Here is a 22,223-nt window from a genome sequence, read left to right on the forward strand (position 1 = left end):
TGATCGGTATGAAGTACCCGGCGGAGAGGGTGGGACCGTTGCCTTGGTTTTCGTGGTTCGTGCTGTTCGAGCTGGGCTCGGCGGTCGTGATTCCGATCGGAATGGACGCGAAGCAAGGCGCATGGATCGTAATCCTTTTGGGCTGTATCATCGGCATTGTCTTGATGGGTGCCGTCTACGGGTCCCTGTATCGGATGTATCCCGACATCCCTCTCACCGGTTATGCCCGTAAAATATTAGGGGCCGTGCCCGGTTGGGCCGTAGGCTTCGCCTATATGCTCTACTTCATCTACATCGCCGGACGCAATACGAGGGATTTCGGCGACTTGCTCGCCGCAGCTGCCTACGACGTAACGCCGATGTTCGTGATCGACGCTTTTTTGATTCTCGCCGTAGGTTATGTGATCCTCTTGGGACTCGAAGTTTTCGGGCGAACCGCATTCGTGTTTTTCCTGTTTACCGGCGGTATCTTCATGCTTATCGTAGTCTTGTTCGCCTTCTCGAACATGTCCGACGCCAGCCGGATGCTACCGATCCTCCCTGACGGTTGGTCGTCCGTATGGAAGGCGCTATACCCGACCAACGTGACTTTTCCTTTCGGAGAAATGATCGTTATCACGATGTTCCTGCCTCATGCGGACAAAAAAATCAAACCGGTCAGAATCGGTATATATGCGATGGCGCTAAGCGCATTGCTCCTATGCGTAGCCACTTTCGTCAACATATCCGTGCTCGGCATCGAGATCGCTTCCCGCGCGACATTCCCTCTGTTCACGTCGCTCAGCCGGCTGCGGCTGGCCGAATTCTTGCAACGGATGGACGGAATCGTCTTGCTGTTGCTCGTCATTACGAGTTTTTTCAAAATGGGTACGTTCATGTTCGCCGCGGTATTGGCAGGACGAGATCTATTCCGTACCGTCAACTACGCGACGCTTATTTTCCCCGTCGGCTTAGTCGTCCTCGTCTCGTCGATGATTATGGCGGGAAGCTTGACGGAACACTTGGAAGAGGGGCTAAAAGTCGTTCCGTATTATTTGCATCTTCCGTTCCAATTCGCGATTCCGATGGTGTTATTGCTGATCGGTTGGATTAGGAGCCGAGGCAGGAAGAGAACCGCCTCCGCTTGAATTTTACTTGCTCCCGAACAGGGAACCGATTGCCTTGCCGATCGGTTTGCGAACGAATAACACAATCAGGGCGAACAAGAGGATTCTCTCCGTAGCTCCCATCATTCTTAATACGAATGCCAAGTTCTGAAAGAGGTGAAGATTGCCCATACCCATCACGATATCGATCGCGAAATCGACGCCAAAGCTGCAGAGCAGAAGGAGCACGAATATCGAATAACGTTTCAAAGACAACCCGATCGCTTCCTTTACGCTTGATTGGCCCGCCGAAACGTAGTGTTCCCTAATCCTCGCCGTTCGAGCGAATATAGCCAATTCGGCAGCAGCGCCGTCAAAATAAGATTCACAACAAAGCTGTTCTAACCTAATATAGTTCAAGCTTTCTATATACTTTATTATATATAACTACGGTTGCATGCTTTACCAAATTATCAACATAAGAGTTATACTTTTTATCCTGTAATAATTGTTTTATAGATTCATTAACTTCATCCAGGTTATTAAATCCTTCATCTGTCTTTTCGATGGATTTAACCACATAATAAGCATTGTTGTACTCGAATACCTCGCTCACCTGTCCTATGGATAAGCCGATAGCTTGTTCGGTAAATTCATGAGTTGCGGGCATATAATCTTCGCGAATAGTCGTAGAATCAAAAATCTGTTCGCCGAATTGAACTTTTATTTCTGCATTGTTTCCATCCAGATCGGATAAATTTTTGAAATCATGTCCGTTAGCGAACTGTTTCCGTACTTCTTCGGCCATTTCCTCTGCAGCCTTCTTACTCTTATCATCTCCGGCCGTAAACGCGAAAGAAATTTTCTCAACCTTTACTTTGCCTGCTTTCTTGTACTTATTTTCCTTTATGGCATTATCGTAATATTGCTTGATCTCTTCCTCCGAAACGATAAGCCGTTCATCTGCTTTTCCCTTTAGCTTATGAACCAGATCCGAGAACAAAATCGAAAAATAAACAGCTTCCGTATACTGCTCTGGACCGTATATGACTTTCTTGTTTTCGATAGCCGTTTTCCGTCTTGCGTTCTCTTTCTTAAGATCTTTTAGAAATTGGGAATAGCTGATATCCTTAACCAGTCCCTTTTCTTTTCCCGCGATTTGCTGAACTTTTATAGCTACACACTCGTCCAAGGCAGCCTTTTTGAGCATTTCCGAAGGGATTTCGCCGTCAAAGCTGCTTGTCCAGAATCCTACCCCGGGTATTGCATTATATTTGTTCTTAAAATACGCCAATACTTCTGAACGATGCGCTATGAGTTTTGGCATTAACTCTTTCACGGTTATTGGTTCATCGTCTACAGTTGCTACAACGCCAGACCCCCCATCTTTATCCTTCATATAGCCTACTGTTACAAAAAACGTACAGGAAACCGCAATTGCCGCGATAAAGATCAACAAAGATTTGCCCATGCAAGATTCTTCCTTTCTTGAGATGGCCCTTTGAATACAAGGGCCATCTCTTGAATGAATGGCTCGATCTTATTGGCTCTGTAACATTTTCCAAATGACAACGGCTGCTTCTGCTCTGGTTGCCACGCCAAGAGGCGCGAACTTTCCATTTCCTACGCCGTTGATGATACCGGCATGATGGATGACTGCTACCGCATTTACGGCGTATGCCGCGATTTCGGACGTATCATTGAACGAAGCTACTTCTCCGTTTTCGTTTAAGTTAGCTTTGACCAATAATGCTGTGTTGTAAATCATGACTGCCATGTCCTGCCTGGAAATCTTATCGTTAATGCCGAAAGTGCCGTTCGTTTTGCCTTTAACGATACCCAGTCGTTGTGCCGAAGCAACCGAGCCGTAATACCATGTACCGTCCTTCACGTCGCTTAGTGAAGTTGTGGCGTTACGATCCGTTAAATCAAAGGCATTCATCAGCATCGTAATAAACTCTGCTCTTGTCAGCTGATTATCGGGTTTAAACTTATCTCCCCCAACGCCTTTGATAATGCCTCTTGCCGCCAATGCTTCTATGCTATCTTGTGCCCACGACACATTCGCAATATCGTTAAAGCTTACACCGTTATTAGCCACTGCATATTTACTGAAATGCGCGGTGCTGAATACGACTTGAGAGGTTGCAGCATCGAATTTGCCGTTCTTAACGATTTCCAGCTTGCCATCGTCATTAATGTAATAAATGATGATTTGTTCCGGGTCTTCTGCGGGTTTCAATGCGTAATTCAACTTAACCGTCACGGCTTGATTTCCGAACTGGCTGATTTTGTTCCCGTCGACGCTGAGGGTGAAGTCGTATATCGGATAGCTTCCGATAGCCGCTTTCGCTTCATCCGAAAGGGAAGAGGAATCGGCCTTCGAAACGGTAAGTTGGACATTCCCGAAAGTTCCGTCTTTATTTTTCAATAGATCCGTTGCAATCGAGACCACGGCAATTCCAGTATTAATATTCAACTGCTTGATGTTATGGTCGAGCGCGGTTTTAATAGAATCGCCGGTAAGATTAACGGTTACCTCTTGGGCTGATTCCGCTCCTTGAACGTTAATTTCTACGATAGAGTCTTTCGCGTCGGGTATGGCTGCATTGAATTCATTTGCCTTCACATCGACAACGGCTTTCCCGTTAGCGTCAGGGATGGCTTCAACCTTCAAAAGCCCGGGTTGCGCGATCGGCGACTTCGGTGGCGTTGTTGGCGTCGGCGGCGTGGTTGACGTGGTTGGAGTCGTTCCATCGAGCACGCTGATTTGGACAACGCTGGACACGGTGCTTGTTCCATCGTTTACGTTAAACGCAACACTATATGTGCCTGCTTGCGAATCTGTAGGCTTCCAGCTGAATATACGGGATGAAGCATTAAACTCGGCGCCAGCAGGCAGATTTTCCGCACTGTAGGTCAACTGATTTCCGTTCTTATCCGTTGCGTGAATGGTAAAGAATAACGCGTTACCTTCGCGTACCGTCTTATCCCTCATCTTATAAAATACGGGTATAAAGTTCGCGTTAGGATCGATTACTTCGATGAGAGTGAACGGAGCGTTCACGCCCCACCATGGGCCCGACCCGTTCTCGAAATCGGCGTTCGATAAGCTATTCGACCCGCCGGACGTTCCTAAGAAGACGTCATCTATAAACATCGTACCAGGCGTATCCGTAGTCTTGATCATAACGTGCATGACTTCGTTAGATCCGGTATTGAACGCGCCGCTGCTTACTTCGCTCCAAACGCCGGTTGCGGTTACGTTTGTCTCGCCTAACGTAGACCAATCCGCATTGGCATAGACAATCATTACGCTTCCGCTTCCTTTAATCCATGCCTTAAATTCCGCATCGGTATTCGGCGTAACCGCTATATCGCTGTATCCCATAGACTTCCAGGCGCTAGCGGCTGAATTATGATCAACCTTTATCGCTTTGGTCCCGCTGTGCACATTCGGTGTTGCTTTGGGCACAAGAGAGAAAGGAGGGTTCACGTTCCACCAAGGACCCGACCCGTTTTCAAAATCAGGGTTCGAAATGCCGTTTATCCCGCCGGATGTTCCTAAGGAAACGTCATCTATAAACATCGTACTGAAAGCATCCGTCGTTTTAATCATTACGTGCATGACTTCGTTAGATCCGGTATTGAACGCGCCGCTGCTTACTTCGGTCCATTCGCCGGTTGCCGTTACGATTGTCTCGCCTAAAGTAGACCAGTCGGCATTGTCTAATACGAATGCTACGCTTCCGCTACCTTTGATCCAGGCCTTAAACTCCACGTCGGTGTTCGGCGTAACGGGAATATCGCTGTATCCCATAGACTTCCAGGCACTGTCGGATGAATGATTATCGACTTTAATCGCATAATCGCCGCTGTGCGCTTCGTTAACGACCGTCGGTTCCGGTGTCGTCGTCGGCTCATCAGGTTCAACTGCATCGTTATCCAAGCTTGTCATATGGAAATAATCAAAATCAGCTATTACGTTCGTTCCGTTACAGTTATACAGACCGATCCGTTTATCGCCGGGGAAGTAAACCGTATAGCTGCCTATTTCGGTATAAGTAACGCCATCTTGCGAATAGTACCCTGTATAAGTAGCGCCTGTCTTCTTCAGCCTCAAGTAATAGTCGGCATTGGTTATATCCGCATCGTCTATATTGGTGTAAGTACCGCTGTTCCATACTCCGTCTTGCTTGTACCCAAACTGGAATTTCAGTCTGTCGTCATGTACTCGGTTAAGTTTAATGTGGTTTGAACCATCGATATAGACCAACAGCCCTGTCTGCTCCCAATTCGCTGTCGGAATCGCGGATACTTTGGTCTCGATCGTAAAGTCGCCTTTAGGCGCCCATTGGAGCAATACGTTTTTAGTAGAATCGACGTCCCCGCCGCTGCTCGTTATTTTCATATTCCCCGGATTCGTAGACAGACTCCATTTAGATGAATCCTCTCCGACCCAGCTCCACCTTGCATTCAAATCGGCGCTGTCGAAATCATCGTTAACCTGTTCGATCGTTGTCGGAAGCACTACTGGCGTCGGTGTCGGGTCTGTTGGATCTTCAGGTTCAGCCGTATGATAAAGAGAAAATACGTTGCCGAACGTCCACGGTCTAGCCCCGTATTCAAAGCTGCCGTTGTCCAACACATTCGCACCGTTCGCGACTCCTAGATAAGCGTCGTCGAAGTACGCCGTCCCGGCTATTCCTCCTGTCTCTTTTAAAGCATAAACCAGCGAAGTGGAATTTCCGCTATTAACAAGCAGCCGGATTTCGGTCCATTCGCTCGTAGCTTCGAAGGACGCCTCATTAATAGCCGCACTTCCATTTCCAGCCGATAACGTATATCGGCCCGTGCCTTTTACCCAAACCTTTGCCTCGTAATTCGTATTCCGTTGAATACCCGAGACGGTTTGCGTAATTTCATTGTTCGAAGCCGCAGCCGTAGCATTAGCTTTCAGGGACCATCTACCGGCGTGAATGTCCGGATCTACCGAATCGGGAATCGCTAATGGTTGCAGCGTTGGAGTAACCTTCGCCGCTTTGGGACTTCCAAACTCGTGTACGCCAATATCGGGAGCGCCATTATACAAGGTGTTGCCCCAGAAATCTCTGCCGCCGTTATCCGCGATTACGGTTCCCGCGTTAATATACGGAGAATCCGAACTCAACTTGAAAACGTCGGCACCCTCAATGCCGTCCTTAGGCACCGTCGGTATTGGTCCGGCAAATTTGGGATCGGACGTTACGGCATGCAGGTCTGCTGCCGGTGCATGATTTTCGGTTCCGAAGTAGCCATTATAGTCGAAAATGTTTTTGGAATCGGATGGATAGGTCGAAGCCGCATTGGCGTAAAAAATATTGTTCTGGTAATAAACGTTGCCTGTTTCATTACCGATAGACTTTAAGCGGATGCCTTCATTGTCGATGGTGTTGTAAAACACGTTGTTATAAATGTAAGATCCCGTTGAACCCGCGTGATTGATGGCCATCGTTGAATTATCGTTGACGTTAAATGTATGGTCGTTGAAACTAACGTTGTATCTCACGATAGAGCCTTTGAATTTTTCCTGAGAATTGCCCATGACCAGCAAGAAGCCGCCTGCGTTGTCATGGCTGTAGTTGTATTGGAAGGTAGCGTGGTCGATTGTCGCAATGTCCGCGTCAAAAGCTTGCGAATCCCCGTCGTTATTGTTTTGCAACGGGTCATGATTCGTGTAGGCGACTTCGTTATTTTGGAATACCGCGTCCTTGCTCAACCATTCCCACATGGCAACGGTATATCCGAACCCTTCGAAACCGCCGCCCTGATCGTAGGACGTATTATATTCGATCAATGGAGCGTCGCACAGGCCGACGACGATGTCTCCGTTTCCGTTTCTTTCGAAATAGTTATTCCTAATTACTACATTCGTGAAAAGAGTGCTGTTTTTTACCGCTTCGTCTCCATCGCTTTGAATGCCATGGCTCTCATTATCGTAGATATGGCTATCCGCTATTAGAAAGTCATCATAAGATGAATTGCTTTTATAAGCATTAAATCCTATAGCCCCTGACCAATAACGTAAGCTGCCCGCGTAGTTACCTTTAACGTTATGGATATCTAGATTCTCGAAGTGCAAGCTTCTTAACGTCCTGCCTGTATCGTTAGACACGAAAATACCGTAGCGGTGATCATTTTCAGGCGCGTCGTTCGTTATTTCAAGGTTTTTGACCGTGACGTATTCCACGTTGTTCAAATAAATGGTTTTCGGAACTCCTCCGCCCGCAATAATCGGTTTCGGACCATCGCCGTATTTGTCGTATGTAATGCGGTCTGCGCCGTAACCGGAGTCGTCAATCGTAAGTTGGCCGTTCCAACTGCCCCCCGCTTTGAACAAAATCTGATCTCCCGGCACGAAATCCGCGCTATTTACCTTATTCAAAGTTTGCCAGGCGTTAGCCGGACTCGTTCCGCTATTACTATCGTTTCCATTAACCGAATCCACATAGTAAGAATGTAGAGAAGATGCGCTGGCTGCTATTGGATTAATGCTTATTAAAGACGCAACGATAGCAAGTATGCACAATAAAGCCATTCCCTTTTTTAACCGAATCATTGAATGTTCTCTCCTTATAGTAAAGATGCCATCCTTTTGTAAAGCCTAAAATTCGCAACACAAACAAAGGAGTTCGCCAATAAGCTCACGCACCGATCGGCGAAACCTTTATACCCTTCATTATTCTGATTTGTTGTTCGATTCGTTTACTCGCAAATGGATGATAACGCTTTCACTCAGGGGGAACCAAATGCGCCGTTGCATCGACGCACGTCTTCGTTGCCCTCCTCCCTTAGTCACTAATGAACTGATAGGTGTCTTTGGATTCCGCGTAATCTTCCTTAATCATAATTTTCGGGACCTAGCCTGAATACGAATTCATGTGATGCAATTGACGTTTTTATTACATGTTGCTGCTTAAGCAAAACCGATGCCGTGCAGGCGTCTTTCGATATGCCCTTCGACGCCTTCGGGGAACCGCGCGTCCACGCGAATATCGTCCGGCGCCTCGATACGCAGCTTCATCTTCTGGCCCTCGAGTCGCCAGCTTACTTCTATATAATCGCCTTGCGGCAGCGGCACGCGCCCGCTAGCCCAAGTCAAATCGCATGGCCGGGGCTCGACGACGATCGCCTTCCAGCCTGGCTCCGCTTGCCTGACGCCCAGTATGCTTTCTCCCAGAAAATAACCCGGAGCCGCCGACCACGCATGACAATGGCTGCGAGTAAGCCTATTCGGGTTCGACCGGTTTTCCTCGAAGTTCGGATACGTCTCCCAGCAAGTCGTAGCCCCATGCTCGATCATGCGGCCATAGTTGAAACGAATATCGTCCAGCATTTGGCCGTAGCGTCCCGCTTCGCGCAGCGTCTCGTAATAAAAGAACGACATGAACGGACTGCCGATTTGTACGAAATCCGCCGGCGGCGCCACGAGATAACCTTCGATGATCCGCTTGCGTTCCCCGTCCGCGACTCCGCACAAGTAGGCGGAAACCTGCGTCTGCATGCTGAATACGGACGATCGGCGTCCGTCCGAGTGTACGCAGTCCAAGTAAGCTTGGCGCGTATCGTCCCATAGTTGCGCATTGATAGCTTCGAACAGACGGTCCACAGCCGCGGAGAACGGCTTTCCGGCTTCCGCACGTCCGGCGGACTCCGCCAAACGAACGGCTTGGCGCAGAGCTTTAACGAGAAATAGATTCTGATGGGTAACGATGCCGTCGTCCGGCTGGTCGATCGGCGCCCAATCGAGCAGGTTCCAGCCTCTCATATTCAATAAGCCCAGCGTATCGACGTGCTGCAAATAGTGGATAAGCGTATGGCGAACCGATGGCCAAATTTGTTCCGCGAACGTTGTATCCCCGGTATGATGGACATACTCTTCGCACGCGATAACCCAGAAGAACGTCCAGTTCGGAATGACGCTGCTCCACGCGCTCGGCACTTGATCGACGAACAGCGGCGTCATGTCGCCGGATCCGGGAACGAGCTTCAGGCAGCGTTTCACGATATCCGTCGCTCCGTATACGTAATAATTGACCAATGCCTCGTTCCGGCTGTCTCCGACCCAGAACACTTGCTCATAGGTCGGGCAATCGACGAACGTATCCTCCATGCATAGCTTCGTCGTGTGCCGGCTGATTTCCCAAATCTCGTTCAATAGCGGATCCGAGCAGCGGAAGCTTCCGATCTCCGCGACGGGATACGTGCTTTGGTTGAAATAAACTTCATGAAGCTTAACCGGTGAACCGGCGTTTCTGAAGGTAAGAATAACGTAACGGCAACCGCGCCGAACCGGCGATTCGTAAGCTTGCCTGCCGGAGCGGCATATATAGCGAAACGTATTATCAAGCCCGTACGTGTGCTGCCGGTAATCTCCTTGCATGTACTCGATTCCGTAGGCGTCGATAATCGTTCCCGCGGGCGCTTCGACCTCGAACCCGACGAATCCCGTCCTCATCTTGCCCAGGTCGACGACCAGCTCGATATCGTCCGAAGACGTAGGAATGACGGCTGGCTCGGGAACGGGCAAGATCGCGTTGTTCATCGCGGCCGGAACCGCGAACCGCCTTGCCTTCGTCCGCCATACGTTCGCGCCGAATACGTCCTCTTCGGTGATTAAGCCGGGATCGACGGGGCGGATCCAAGCCGCATACGTCCGTAGTTGTTCCTCCGAAGCAACGGATCCGACCTCTAAAACCGCGGGATGTTCTTTGTCGAGAGAAACATTTTCCCGATGGTCGATCAGTTCGACCGTATCGAACGGACCTACGGTAATGAACGGAGTAGGTCCGTGTTCCGCTCCCAGAGGTGACCGAAGAGCGAATGCCGACTCGCCGTCCACGCCGATATGAAAGCTTCCGCCATGATCGACGGACGTTACGTCCGCCAACAGCAGATGATCTCCTTTGCTTAGCGGGAGGCGATAATATCTCTCCGGCTGTTCCCCCGTCCACTCGGCACATAGGTTGCCATCCACGTAGAAACGATCCGTTCGTACCCCGTTCGGAAAACCGACCGTGACCGCGCCATCGTCCGGCATATGCAGAACGGTTGCCAAATAACCGCTATAGCCGACGTGATTCGCATGATTCGCGCTGGCCGGGACCATCTGCGCCCTTAAATCGATAGCGGCCGAATAAACAGGCGTCTTAACGCCGGCCATCGAAACAATGCGGGAAGGATACTGCTTCTCTTCCGTCAGGAACGGAATATCGCGAGCGATCAGCTTCTTCCATGGACCTCCGCCTACCGGGCAGACGACTTCCGCGTTCGGCCATTCGCCGTCCTCGAATACCGGCGAAACCCACGTCTCCTCCCACAGCCTTGCGTCGTATACTTCAGCGAAAGCTTGCTGGCACGACATGCGCGGCGAGTTCGATCGTTGCGCGGCCAGCTTCGCCGTTCGCCAAGATCCATCAGTCGCGGCCAAGCAGGTTCCCCCGCTCTCCGCTTCCGCCGCAAGCCCGCCTCTGCCTCGCACGTAATAGAAATTGCCGAGCCCGAAATGGAGCACGAGCACCGCGATCGTATTTAATCGGCCCGGGAGCAGCAGATGACCGATCTTATGCGTGTCGTAAAATTGCTCGGACGGCCACGAACGAACGGGCCCTCGTCCGACCCTCGTTCCGTTCACGTAGAGAGCGTACCTCGAATCCGCCGTAATATGCAGTTCAGCGTCCGCCGCCGCATCCACAGGGCAATCGAACGTCTTGCGGAAGCATCGCCATTCATTGCGCGGACTTGCTTCCGCTCCCCCCCAAATCCACTCCGCTTGCCACTTCCGCTCCTTCATGCGGGAATCCTCCTTCGGATTTTCCAATCCCCCAACGCATCGCTTATTCGTCTTCGCCGAATACGGCCTTCAGGCTAAGCTCGAACTTAAATTCCCGTTCGTCGAGCCTATACGCCTGCAGCAGCTCCGGTCCGCAGGAATTCGAGCCAACTCCGCTCATCCCGTAATCCAGATTAACAACTGTTCGCCCTTCCGGCACTAGCTCGTGAATATGGTCTACCCGGGTTAACTGATGCGACGAATACGGGGAGGCGTTGAACGAGAACGGGTTTCGCCCTTCCACCCTCAACCCCATGCCGAGCGCGTTAGCGATCGTTACTTGTTCGGTTCCGAATCGCGAACCGCTCTCCTGAGGTCGGACATAGGGCTCCGCCAACTCTCCGACTTTGAGCCGGAATAAACCTTTGCGGACGCTAGCCCGCTTATCGGCATAGCTCTCATGCGGGCCATAGCCCGTATATTCGACCTCGTCCATGTTTCCCGGAAGCTCTAGCTGCAGCCCGAACCGAGGGAGAAAGACCAACCCTTCGCGAACTTTGACGTCCGCGGACAGCCGGATTGCGCCGCTAGCATCAAATCGCCAATTCGCTGTTCCGTTCAAGATCGGAGATCGGGAATATCCTCCTAAGGAAAAACGCACGCGAACGACAACGACTCCAGGTTCATCTTGCGTCCATGAGCAGTCGTACACTTTCATCGCCGTACGATCGAAGCCTTCTTCGAGCCATTGGGCCTTCACGTTCCGGTCATTGTCCGTCGGCGCGCGCCAGACGGCGAAGCTTGCCGGGGCATCCAGCATCTTAACGCCGTTGCGGACGATTCCGGCCGGCATGCCCAGAGAAAGATCGAAGCGATGCACGAAGTCCAAGCCCTCCAGCACGAGCTCGTTGCCGGAGACGACGGCGTCAAGCTCGGTCACCGGAGCGCTCATACCCTCTTGCAGCTGAGATCCCGAAGTCGCCGGCACGGGTTCGGCGGTTAGCCACTCGAATTGCGCGAACGCCAGCTCATGGCCGGCATTCGCCCATGGCTGTTCCTCCGCCAGGCGGCACGATAACGTAAGCAGCGCACGGCCGCTTTGCAGAACGAAAGGCTGGGCAGAACCAATAGGGAGCTTAATTTGGGTCTCCTCTTGAGGCAATGCATCCAGACGACGATAGTTGCCTTGAAGGACGATTCGTTCTCCGTCTTCGAGCTTCCAATGAATCATTACGCAGGACAGATCGATGAAATCATACAAGTTGCGCACGATTAGCAGTCCTTCGCGGACATCGAGCGCTTCGATCCGGATCGGCGCTATAACCTGCTTCAGTTCAAGCAGCCCCGGGTGGGGAACGCGTTCCGCGCTAACGAGCCCATCCATGCAGAAGTTGGCATCGTTCGGCCGATCGCCGAAGTCGCCCCCGTACGCATAGTAGATTTGCCCCTCCGGCGTCCTTGTTCTGATCCCATGGTCGGCCCATTCCCAGACGCAGCCGCCCATCAGCTTCGGATAGCGATAGATAACGTCCCAGTAATCCCGCAAATCGCCCGGTCCGTTCCCCATCGCATGGCTATACTCGCACAGAAAATACGGTTTGGCGCGACTTTCATTTTGCGCGATCTCTTCGATCTCTTGAGGGGATACGTACATCCCGCTGTCTATATCGAGACAGTCGGTACTCGGTTCGCCTTTCTTAAGAGCCGCGGACGCGCCTTCGTAGTGCACGAGACGAGAACCGTCCCTAACCCTCGTCCACTCCGCCATCGATATATGATTGGCGCCGTATCCGGATTCGTTGCCCATGGACCAGAGGATCACGCAAGGATGGTTTTTATCCCGCTCGACCATGCGCCGCGCCCGTTCGACGAACGCTTCACGCCATGCCGCGTTCGCCGACAGTCCGTCGAGCGCTCCTTCGGTCCAGTTGCCCGCCGCTCCCATGCCGTGACATTCCAGATCGGCTTCGTCGATGACGTAAAAGCCGTACTTATCGCACAAGTCAAGAAATCGCGGATCATTCGGATAGTGTGCCGTTCGAATCGTATTAATGTTATGCTGCTTCATCAGCTTAAGATCGCGGATCATATGGCTGACGGGTATCGTCTGTCCCAGCACGGGATGGGAATCATGCCGATTGACGCCCTTAAGCTTAACTGCCCGTCCGTTGATCGTGAACGCGCCGCCCCGGATCGCTACCGTTCGGAAGCCGGCAGAAAACCGCAGAACCTCCCGGCCGCATCGGACGACGACTCCGTATAAATACGGCTCTTCCGCGTTCCATTTCCTCGGTCTTTCGATTTCGAGCTTCAGCGAAGTCATCCCTTCGGTCAGCGTAACGGTCCCTGAACTTAAGACGTTACCGCCTTCGTCCTCCAGCTCCGCGGTCACCGTCGTCGAGCCCTCTCCCGACAGCTCCACCGTGACCTCACCACTGCCTCCGTCGGACGATAAAACAGGCTTAACGAAGACGTCCCTTACATGCTCTTGTTCCCGCGAGAGCAAGTAGACGTCGCGGAAAATGCCGGAATAACGCCATGCGTCCTGATCCTCGATATAAGAGCCGTCGCACCACTTCAGCACCATTACGGCCATGCGATTCAAACCCGGCCGAACATGCTCGTTCAGTCGAAACTCGGACGGCATCCGGCTTCCTTGGCTGTAGCCCGCGAACTTGCCGTTGATCCATAAGTAGAAGCATGAATTCACGCCTTCGAATATAAGGTAAAGCGGGCGGTCAACCCACTCATCCGTTAGCTTGAAGTCTCTCGCGTACAATCCGGCGGGATTGTCGTCGGACACGAAAGGCGGGTCGCACGGAATCGGATAATTCACGTTCGTGTAGTGCATTTGGTCATAGCCGTTCGTCTGCCAGCAAGAGGGTACGATCAGATCGTCCCAATCGCCGACATCCACGTCCGAGGCATAGAAACCGTCCACCACTTGCCGCACGCTCGGGTAATAACGATACTTCCAGCTTCCGTTCAAGGAATGGAAAAACGGCGATCTCCCTCTTTTGCCGCTTTTGGCGGTAACCGCGTCGGCATAAGGAATATAAGTGCTTCGGGCAGGCTCTCGGTTAACTTGAAGGATGGCCGGGTCTTCCCAGTATTTGTTTATTGGAAACATATGCGATTAACCCCCGTTAGCTCGTCAATGTGCGCGGACTCGAATTCCCCTCAATGGCCTAACGCATCGCGGATGCTTAACTCCAGCGGAGAATATTCGTCTTTATTGCTTCTATCCAGATTCATGCGTTCCGTCAGCGGCGTTGTTTTATTGCACATGAAACGCGGAACGCCGCTATGGTTTTGGGATGCGGCATGATACAGAAACGGATGACACAGGATAATATCGCCCGGGGATGCCGTCGTTTCAACGACGCGCAGTCGAAATCCGTTCTCGTCCGTATGCCACGTATTCATAAACTTTTGAACTCTATACTCGTTAAATTCTTCCGTCGAATTAATCAACCCCGTTAATTCCGCCAAGTAGGAATGCTGCCTGTTCAAGCTGTCGATCGCGGCCTGCGATTCCAAGCCTTCCGGATGCTGCGACAAGAAGCGCGCAACCAGCTTGTGCGAGCCTTCGACCACTAACGTGCCGCCGCCCTTCGCGCCTACTTCGGAGAAAATGCAAAGACATAACAAGCCCTGATCCGGGCTATCCACGAAATGCCGGAAATGAATGCCGTCCCAATGCCATCCCTCTTGGGGAACGTTCCATTCCTTATCGGCTCCAAGCGAGAAATTAACCGGCCACCAGCCCCACGTCGACTTGACGTCGTCTATGCCGTACACGCCTCGGTCCGTCCATCTGCCCGGCCCGATCAAGTCTTCGATCGCATCCGCCATGCGCGCGGTATTGCACCTATCGAACTCCGGACTGCGATATGCTTCTTGCATATAAATCATCGGTACGTTCCATGTTGACGGATCCTCTTGATCGACCCCTCTGTCGCGAAGCTTATTCCACAGGAATTGCTGGCAAGCGAGCGCCGTTTCCCGCGGAAAGGCGCTCTCTACCTTCACCCAGCCCAATTCCTTGAATTGTTCGATTTGCTCGGGGCTTAGAACCTTGGCTACCATATGATCTCTCCTTATCGACATTCGCTTTAGTTTAGCTCGCCTTCTAGCTAAAACTATGGCTAACACTCCGAGGAGCGTTAGCCATAGTTCATGCTATTCGATTACTTCTTCGCTTTAACCCACTCGTCCAACTGTCTTTGCTTCTCGGCGATAATTTTGTCCGCGCCGATCGATTTCAACTTATTGAGATACTTCGGCAAATATTCGTTCGGATCTACCGTACCCGAGAACAACGACGGTTCGAATTCTTTCTTAGCGTTGTTGAACGCCGCGATTTCGTTTTTCACCGGCTCCGGATTAAAGATGAATCCAAGAACGCTGGAAGACTCGGCAGCCTCGTTGAACTTCTTGAAGTTGTCCCACTTTTGCGGGTTTTCGTTCGCCCAGAGATAGTCGTTGAACTGGTTGCCGAACATCCATGCACCGTTCAGTACATAACCCGACGTATTCGCGTCAACGCCTGCAGGGAAGTCGATCGTATTCTCGCCCGTCTTGACGAAGTGCTTGCCTTCGATTCCGAACGCGAGCAGGTTAACTAAGTATTTGTCTGTATAAAGCAGGTTGAGGAACATCATCGCACGGGCCGGATCTTTGGAAGTTCTGGAGATCGACGTCATCGAGCCGGTCGTATCCCCTGTCCGGATGATCGGTTTCGTCAATTCCACTTGCACCCACGGAGCGCCGTTAGCGAGACTATCTTCCGCGTCTTTACCGGGCTTAAGCTGTTGCACGTAAGAGAATGCTTTGCCGGCTTTCAGCGCTCCGGAAATGTCTGCCGTCGTTGCCGCGTCTTTATTGACGAAGCCTGCCAAAAACCACTTGCGAGCTAAATCCAACTCTTCTTTAACTTGCGCGCTCTCAAAGGTATTGACGACTTTAAAGTCGTTTGCTCCCCTTACGACGTAACCGGGACTGTTATCGCCCAAATCCTCGAAGTTCATAGGGCTGGCAATCCAATCGACGCTCGTGTCTTTATTCAAGTACAGAGGCGTGACGCCGGGTTCTTTGTCTTTGATCATTTGATAGATCGGCTCAAGGTCCTGCAGCGTTTTAATTTGCGTGATGTCGATCTGGTATTTGTCGACCAGATCTTTGCGGAGCATAACGCCGGCTTGGCTGGCAAGCTCTTTGTTAATCGGAATGCCGTAGTTTTTGCCGTTAACCTTAGAGCCTTCCAGCAATACCGGATTGATGACCTGTTTAAGATCCGGCGCATATTGATCGATAAGATCGGTCAGATCGATAATGTTGCCTTGTTGAATTTTCGTGCCGAAGTTATCCCAGTTCATCGCCTGCAGCAAGTCGAACGGCTCGCTCGAAGCGAACTTCAAGTTTACTTTATCCTGCCAGCTACCCCATTCGATTACATTCAGCTCGAAGGATGCATTGATTTTATCCTTCAAATATTTGCTGATTTCCGCGTTCACTAGGTCTAAATCTTTCGGTACGGATCCAGCCGGTACGACCATCTTGATCGTATACGGCTCTAGCTCGGCAACGGGCGTACTGGAAGGCGCCGTCGTCTCGTCTTGCTGCGCCGCGCTGGATGCAGGTGCCGGAGTTGCGTTGCCTGAACTTGCGTTTCCGCCATTGTTGTTATTGCCGCAAGCCGCTAATACGGATAAGGAAAGCAGCATTGCGGTGGTAAGTTGAAATGCTTTTTTTGCTTTCTTCATACGAACCCTCCTGATTATGTTTATTCTATATGCTAACTAGCAACGCTAGATTTAGCCTTTGACCGCGCCTATCGTTAATCCTTTGACGAAAAACTTTTGAAAGAAAGGATAGGCGAACACCATAGGTCCCGTTCCGACGATACACATGGCCATTCGAACGGTTTCGTTGGGAAGATTGGCAATCTCTGTTGAACTCGGACCCGAGCCGGCTTGCGCATTGGAAATTAAGAACTGCAAATTCATCAGAACCTTGTACATCATGTACTGGAGATTGATGATTTTGTCGTTGTTGATGAACACCAGGCTGTTATACCAACCGTTCCAGTAACCTAGGGAGTAGAACAGTCCGATCGTAGCAAGCACCGGCAAAGATAACGGCAGCACGATCCTTAAGAAAATTTTGAATTCGCTCGCCCCTTCGATGCTGGCCGACTCGATAATCGAGGGATGGATCGTCGTTTGGAAAAACGTTCTCATGATGATGACGAAGAAGGCGTTCATTAATAGGCTCGGTATGATCAGGGCGAGTATCGAGTCTTTGACCGGAACGATGTTCACGTATACCAAGTACCAAGGCACGAGCCCGCCATTGAAAATAAGCGTAAAGAAGATGAAGAAGGAGAAAAATCCGCGAAAGTTGAAGTCCCGCCTGGATAGCGGATAAGCGAACAGAGCGGTCATCAACAACCCGGCCAGCGTGCCTATGACGGTTACGAGAATAGATATCCCGTAAGCCTTCATAATGCTGTGAATATCGAACCACAAGTATTTATAGGCGGCTAAGCTGAACGACTCGGGAATCAGGCTATAACCATGAAGCGCGATCGACTTTTCATCCGAGAACGATACGGCTACGACCAGCAAGATCGGGAATAGGCATAAGCAGCTGTAAAACAGGAACAGCAGGTTGAGTACGATGTTCGTTCTGGGCGTGACCGCTAAAGCTTCCTTATATTTTTTCTTCTTGCCTAGAGCGCTCTCCGCCTTCGCTAAAGTTGACGTTGCCAATTTCCTCCACTCCCTCCTTCGCTAGAATAGCGCGCTTTCTTTGTCTACTTTGCGGACTACGAAGTTGACGCTAACCACGAGCACGAAGCCTACGACCGCTTGGTACAAGCCTGCCGCCGACGACATCCCGGTATCGCCCAAACGAAGCAACGCTCGGTACACGTACGTATCGATTACGTTCGTCGTCGAATACAAGGCTCCCGCATCCATCGGCAATTGATAGAACAAACCGAAATCCGCGTTTAGAATATGTCCGATTCCGAGAAGCGTCAGAACGATCATCATCGGCTTAATCGAAGGGAGCGTAATATGCCGCGTCAGCTGCCATTTCGAAGCGCCGTCGGTGATGGCGGCCTCGTAGTATTCTTTGTCGATTCCCATGATCGCCGCTAAATAAATGACGATCGAGTAGCCGATGTTTTTCCATATATAGACTAGCGGCAATATGAAGGTCCAATATTTCGGCTCGCTGTACCAAGAGATCGGTTCGATGCCCAGCGTCGCCAAAATCCGATTGAGGAACCCGAACTCTTGGCTAAGAAACGCGTAACCCAAGTACCCGATAATGACCGCCGATAAAAAATACGGAAGGAAGATGATGCTTTGGTACAGGTTCGATAAGTAACGATTGCGTAATTCGTTTAACAGAACCGCAAAGGTTACGGCGAAGATTAACGTTAAGAAAATAAAGGATAAGTTATATAAAATCGTATTTCGCGTAATGATCCAAGCATCGCTGGAATTGAACAGAAACTTAAAGTTGTCGAAACCTACCCAAGGGCTTTTCCAGTATCCCAGCGCGTAATTGATGCTCTTGAACGCCACGATCGTGCCGAACATCGGTATATAATTGTTAATCAGCAAGTAGATCGTTCCGGGTAGTAACATCAAGAGCAAATACCGGTCCTTGATCACCTTTCTCAGAAATGATTTTTTCTTTGCTTTCTCTACGATCGTAATCACCTCTAATGGCTTGAACGTTTTTGTTATTTTCACTATATCGAAGGGCAACCGGCGTTCCTACGGAATCGAATGACCACATTGACGTTTTTATGACCTGTCACGCAAACGCAAATAGATCCTTGAATGGAGTCATCCAAGGATCTAGGCGTCTCTGTTATTTCCCTATATTTTGATAACGTTTGCGATATTCTTGGGGGTGGATTCCTACTTTGCTCTTAAACATTTTCCCGAAGTGGGAGAAATTATCGTAACCCATGGATTCGCATATATCGCTGATTTTGAGATTCGACTCGGTCAGCATAATTTTTATTTGCGTGATCTTGGCCTGAATGATGTAGTCCGTTAACGTGTGCCCCGTTTCCTTCTTGAAAAACCGGGACAAATAAGCGGAGTTCAAGTGCACGTGCGACGCAATATCTTCTCTCGTTACCACTTTGAAGTTAGTTTGAACGTATTGCTTGATTTTCTCGATCAATGCCGAATTATCCGACTTATTGTTGTTCATATAGTCGATCCCGGCGGCAATGACGCGCGAAGCCCACATTTTAAACTGCGCGATCGATCGCGTGGCGGATGCTTCGTCCAGCATTTTTTTCGAGCCGATGAAGTCCTTTACGGACCATCCTTTTTTATGCGACACGTGATAAACCATATGCAGCACCGAATGATACAGGGCGCCGATCGTCTCCGAGGTAATCGTTTGTTCCTGCAGACGAACTAACAGCGCGTCCATTCTGCCAAAGAGCTCGTCCTTCTTGCCAAGCTCGAACAGAACCGCCCAATCCGTCCAGTCGATGAAGGCGGGAGACGCGGGACGTTGCGCCTGGGCAGCTACTTGCTCCTCTTGAAATTGTACGACTTTCATATTCGCGATGTTGTTAGCTTCCAAATCCAACAGCGCATGATAGGACGGAATGATTTCGCCGATCGCGACCGGGCGTCCCACATAACAAGACAAGCTGCAATAAAACAAGCGAGCGCAAGCTTCAATGTACGCCTGACACATTTTGCGCAATTCGTTTTTGCCCACCCGTTTTCCTTCGGTCATGTAAATCAATACAAAATGAATGCCGTTCCGATCTTGCACGACGTCGCCGGACACGGAATGCAGGAATAACTCCTTAGCCGCGTTCCGAAGCGCGTACTCCATGATTTCCTCGTCGCGAACGTTGAACTCCTTGCTCCACAGTTCCACGCTAAGCAAAATCGGCAATATCGTCGTATTCGGATCGATCGCGACGTTATAGGATGATTGAGCTTGCTTCAAATTGTCCGGAGTCGGGATAAGGCGCTGCGCGAAAATATCTTGCCAGAAGCGCTCCGTCAACAAAGGTTTCTGTTTCTCCCAAAGCTTCACGTAGGTATTGAAGGTTTCGTCGAATTGCTCCGCCCGCTTAAGCTCCTCCAATCGATCGAGCACTTTCAGCATCGTCTTCTGTAGCTGCTCCTTATCGACCGGCTTAAGCAAGTACTCGAAGCTCCCCAGCCGAACGGCTTGCTGCGCGTAAGAAAAGTCGGCGTGGGCGGTCAAAAACACGGTTACGATTGACGGGTATCGTTCTTTGACCCAATCCGCCAATTCGAGTCCGTTCATATCCGGCATCTCGATGTCGCAAAGCATAACGTCGATGTCGTGAGCTCTGATAATGTCCATGGCATCATCCGCGTCATACGCGTAGTAGATCCCGCTAAATTCAAGCTTAGGCCAGTCTATTCCCTTCAAAAGCGCCTCAATCGCATATACCTCGTCGTCTACTAGCAGCACGTTATACATCCAAGTTGCCTCCCTGATCTTCGCTCATAGATGGATTCGGAATAATTAGGCGGATCGTAGCCCCTTTCTCTGGGCCGTTCTCGAACAGGATCTTCACTTGCGAGCCGTACTTCATCCGCAACCGGTGGTGCACGTTCCATATGCCCAAGTGTTTATCGTCCGAGCCTTTGCCTTCCGCATACTGGCCTGCTTGAAACATTTGCAGCTTCTCGGCCGTAAATCCTTTCCCGTTATCGACGATAAGCACTTCGTAGCAATCCGGTGCTTCTTCGGAGGGCCGTACGCCGATCTCGATTTGAAAACTCTCTTTTCCCTTTTCCATTCCGTGTATAATCGCATTCTCAACGAAAGGTTGAATCATCAACGGGAACACTTCGTATTGCGAGTACGTTTCGGGAATCGAAAATTGAAATTGCAATTTGTTCGGAAAACGCAGCTTCTGGATTTCCAAGTAATTGCTGATGTGCCCCATCTCTTCGGACAGCAATATCGTATCCCGATGCGAGCGCGTAATGAATCGGAAGTAATCGACCAGGTGCTTCGTCATTTTCTGAACGAGATCGTTCTTCTCCACGACGGATAAACTATAAATAACGTTCAGAGAATTCAAGTAGAAGTGCGGGTTGATTTGCGCCTGCAAGTGATTGAACTCCGCCTTCTGTACCTTCAGCATTTCCTCGTAAACGTTGATCTTCAATGCTTGAATTTGCATCGCCATATTGTTGAACGTCTCTATTAAGAACGAATACTCCCTTGTAGAATTATCGTCCAGCCGAACGGCCAAATCTCCCCGGGTAATGCTTCTCATCCCTTTAATTAGCGCGTTCATCGGCCTGAGCATCACTTGCTTCACGAACAAGAGATAACCGGCCAGAATAAGGACGAGCCCGATCGGGATCAAGAAGAGCAGGCGTTGAAAATAAAGCAGCTTATGCAACACGATGTTCTCGGGAATAAACACGGACAAGCTCATCGGTACGTGCCGGAACGGAATGCCGGCGAGCAAATATTTCGTCCCGTTCGACGATTTGGAGAACGAAATGTATTTCGACTCGTGCTGGTTCATTTTGTTGACGATTTCATTGACCTTATCCGCCGAAAGCGAGGTATGCAGGAGCGAGACGCCCTTATCGGACATAAGGAGCAGCTCTTTCTGTTTCTCGTCGTTGCCGATTTTCATCGCGTTAAGCGGCTGCACCCACTTTTCGATATTGATCATCGCGCCGACGTAAAGTTCGCGGTTAACTTCCTTCGGGCTGATTTGAACGGCTCGAATCAAGTAATATTTATCGTCTCGCAATACGATTTGCCAGTTTTGAAGATCCATCTCCTTGCCCATCCCGAAGAAGGAATACAAGACGCCTTCCTGCTCCTGGGTATCTTCATAAGTATTGTGGTTAATGATCATGTCATTGTATTTTTTCGAATAGACGAAGAAGGTTTCGATTCCTTTGTACAAGCCGAGATCGTCTTCGAATTTTCTTAATAACCATTGCTTGGCCATAAAATATTCGCCGCTGTCCTTCGCGTACAATGTAAGCGGTATCAAATTCGTATAAGAAAAATCGCTGCTCGCTAGCCGCAGAAGATAGTTGCTCGTTTCTTCCAACGTTTGATCGAGCTCCGATACTTGGGACTCTAAGAAATTGGAATAGGATTGGGTTACTTCGGCACGCACGACGTTCATAGCATAGAAGTTGTTGTAAAACAGAGCAGCTATAAGGGGGGCTGTAACGATAAAAAAAACGAGTATTAGTTTGGAGCGTAATGTTCTCTTATGATTCATTAGGTTACCCCTCTGTAATACGCCATGTTTG

General features: G+C 50.2%; 12 protein-coding genes. 1 reads left to right on the forward strand and 11 read right to left on the reverse strand.

What is annotated here, in order from left to right; translation table 11 throughout:
* Window positions 1-8: 8 nt before the first annotated feature.
* Window positions 9-1,127 carry a GerAB/ArcD/ProY family transporter gene (locus tag ACFPQ4_RS18580; protein ID WP_378113394.1) on the forward strand — a complete coding sequence of 373 codons (1,119 nt, stop codon included), beginning with the start codon at window positions 9-11 and terminating at the stop codon, window positions 1,125-1,127.
* A 3-nt stretch (window positions 1,128-1,130) separates the two neighbouring features.
* Here ACFPQ4_RS18580 and ACFPQ4_RS18585 read toward each other — a convergent pair whose 3' ends face one another.
* The 11 genes from ACFPQ4_RS18585 to ACFPQ4_RS18635 all read right to left on the reverse strand — a co-directional run bounded on the left by ACFPQ4_RS18585 (window position 1,131) and on the right by ACFPQ4_RS18635 (window position 22,015).
* Window positions 1,131-1,361 (reverse strand): YczF family membrane protein, encoded by a 231-nt coding sequence (locus ACFPQ4_RS18585; protein ID WP_378113395.1) that lies wholly within the window; start codon window positions 1,359-1,361, stop codon window positions 1,131-1,133.
* Window positions 1,362-1,491: 130 nt separating this feature from the next.
* Window positions 1,492-2,556, reverse strand: a complete 1,065-nt coding sequence (locus tag ACFPQ4_RS18590) for a peptidylprolyl isomerase (RefSeq protein WP_378113396.1) — start codon at window positions 2,554-2,556, stop codon at window positions 1,492-1,494.
* Window positions 2,557-2,625: 69 nt separating this feature from the next.
* The gene (locus tag ACFPQ4_RS18595) at window positions 2,626-7,683 is read right to left on the reverse strand and encodes an S-layer homology domain-containing protein (RefSeq protein ID WP_378113397.1); all 5,058 of its coding nucleotides are present in this window, start codon (window positions 7,681-7,683) and stop codon (window positions 2,626-2,628) included.
* Between the two features lie 357 nt (window positions 7,684-8,040).
* Window positions 8,041-10,917 carry a family 78 glycoside hydrolase catalytic domain gene (locus ACFPQ4_RS18600; protein ID WP_378113398.1) on the reverse strand — a complete coding sequence of 959 codons (2,877 nt, stop codon included), beginning with the start codon at window positions 10,915-10,917 and terminating at the stop codon, window positions 8,041-8,043.
* A gap of 43 nt (window positions 10,918-10,960) precedes the next feature.
* Complete coding sequence (locus ACFPQ4_RS18605) at window positions 10,961-14,026, reverse strand: glycoside hydrolase family 2 TIM barrel-domain containing protein (RefSeq protein WP_378113399.1); 3,066 nt, start codon at window positions 14,024-14,026, stop codon at window positions 10,961-10,963.
* A gap of 50 nt (window positions 14,027-14,076) precedes the next feature.
* Window positions 14,077-14,985: a phytanoyl-CoA dioxygenase family protein gene (locus tag ACFPQ4_RS18610; protein WP_378113400.1), complete on the reverse strand. Its 909-nt coding sequence runs from the start codon at window positions 14,983-14,985 to the stop codon at window positions 14,077-14,079.
* Between the two features lie 101 nt (window positions 14,986-15,086).
* A complete protein-coding gene (locus ACFPQ4_RS18615; RefSeq protein WP_378113401.1) occupies window positions 15,087-16,661 on the reverse strand; it encodes an ABC transporter substrate-binding protein in 1,575 nt (524 codons plus the stop codon).
* A gap of 51 nt (window positions 16,662-16,712) precedes the next feature.
* Window positions 16,713-17,669: a carbohydrate ABC transporter permease gene (locus ACFPQ4_RS18620; RefSeq protein WP_378113402.1), complete on the reverse strand. Its 957-nt coding sequence runs from the start codon at window positions 17,667-17,669 to the stop codon at window positions 16,713-16,715.
* Between the two features lie 21 nt (window positions 17,670-17,690).
* Entirely contained in the window at window positions 17,691-18,557 is an 867-nt protein-coding gene (locus ACFPQ4_RS18625) for an ABC transporter permease (protein WP_378113490.1), read from the reverse strand.
* A 229-nt stretch (window positions 18,558-18,786) separates the two neighbouring features.
* Window positions 18,787-20,406 (reverse strand): response regulator transcription factor, encoded by a 1,620-nt coding sequence (locus tag ACFPQ4_RS18630; protein ID WP_378113403.1) that lies wholly within the window; start codon window positions 20,404-20,406, stop codon window positions 18,787-18,789.
* Complete coding sequence (locus tag ACFPQ4_RS18635; protein ID WP_378113404.1) at window positions 20,399-22,015, reverse strand: sensor histidine kinase; 1,617 nt, start codon at window positions 22,013-22,015, stop codon at window positions 20,399-20,401. Before ACFPQ4_RS18635 ends, ACFPQ4_RS18630 begins: the two co-directional genes overlap by 8 nt.
* Window positions 22,016-22,223 lie beyond the last annotated feature (208 nt).

The sequence above is a fragment of the Cohnella yongneupensis genome (genome assembly GCF_042655785.1).
Taxonomy (GTDB): Bacteria; Bacillota; Bacilli; order Paenibacillales; family Paenibacillaceae; genus Cohnella; species Cohnella yongneupensis.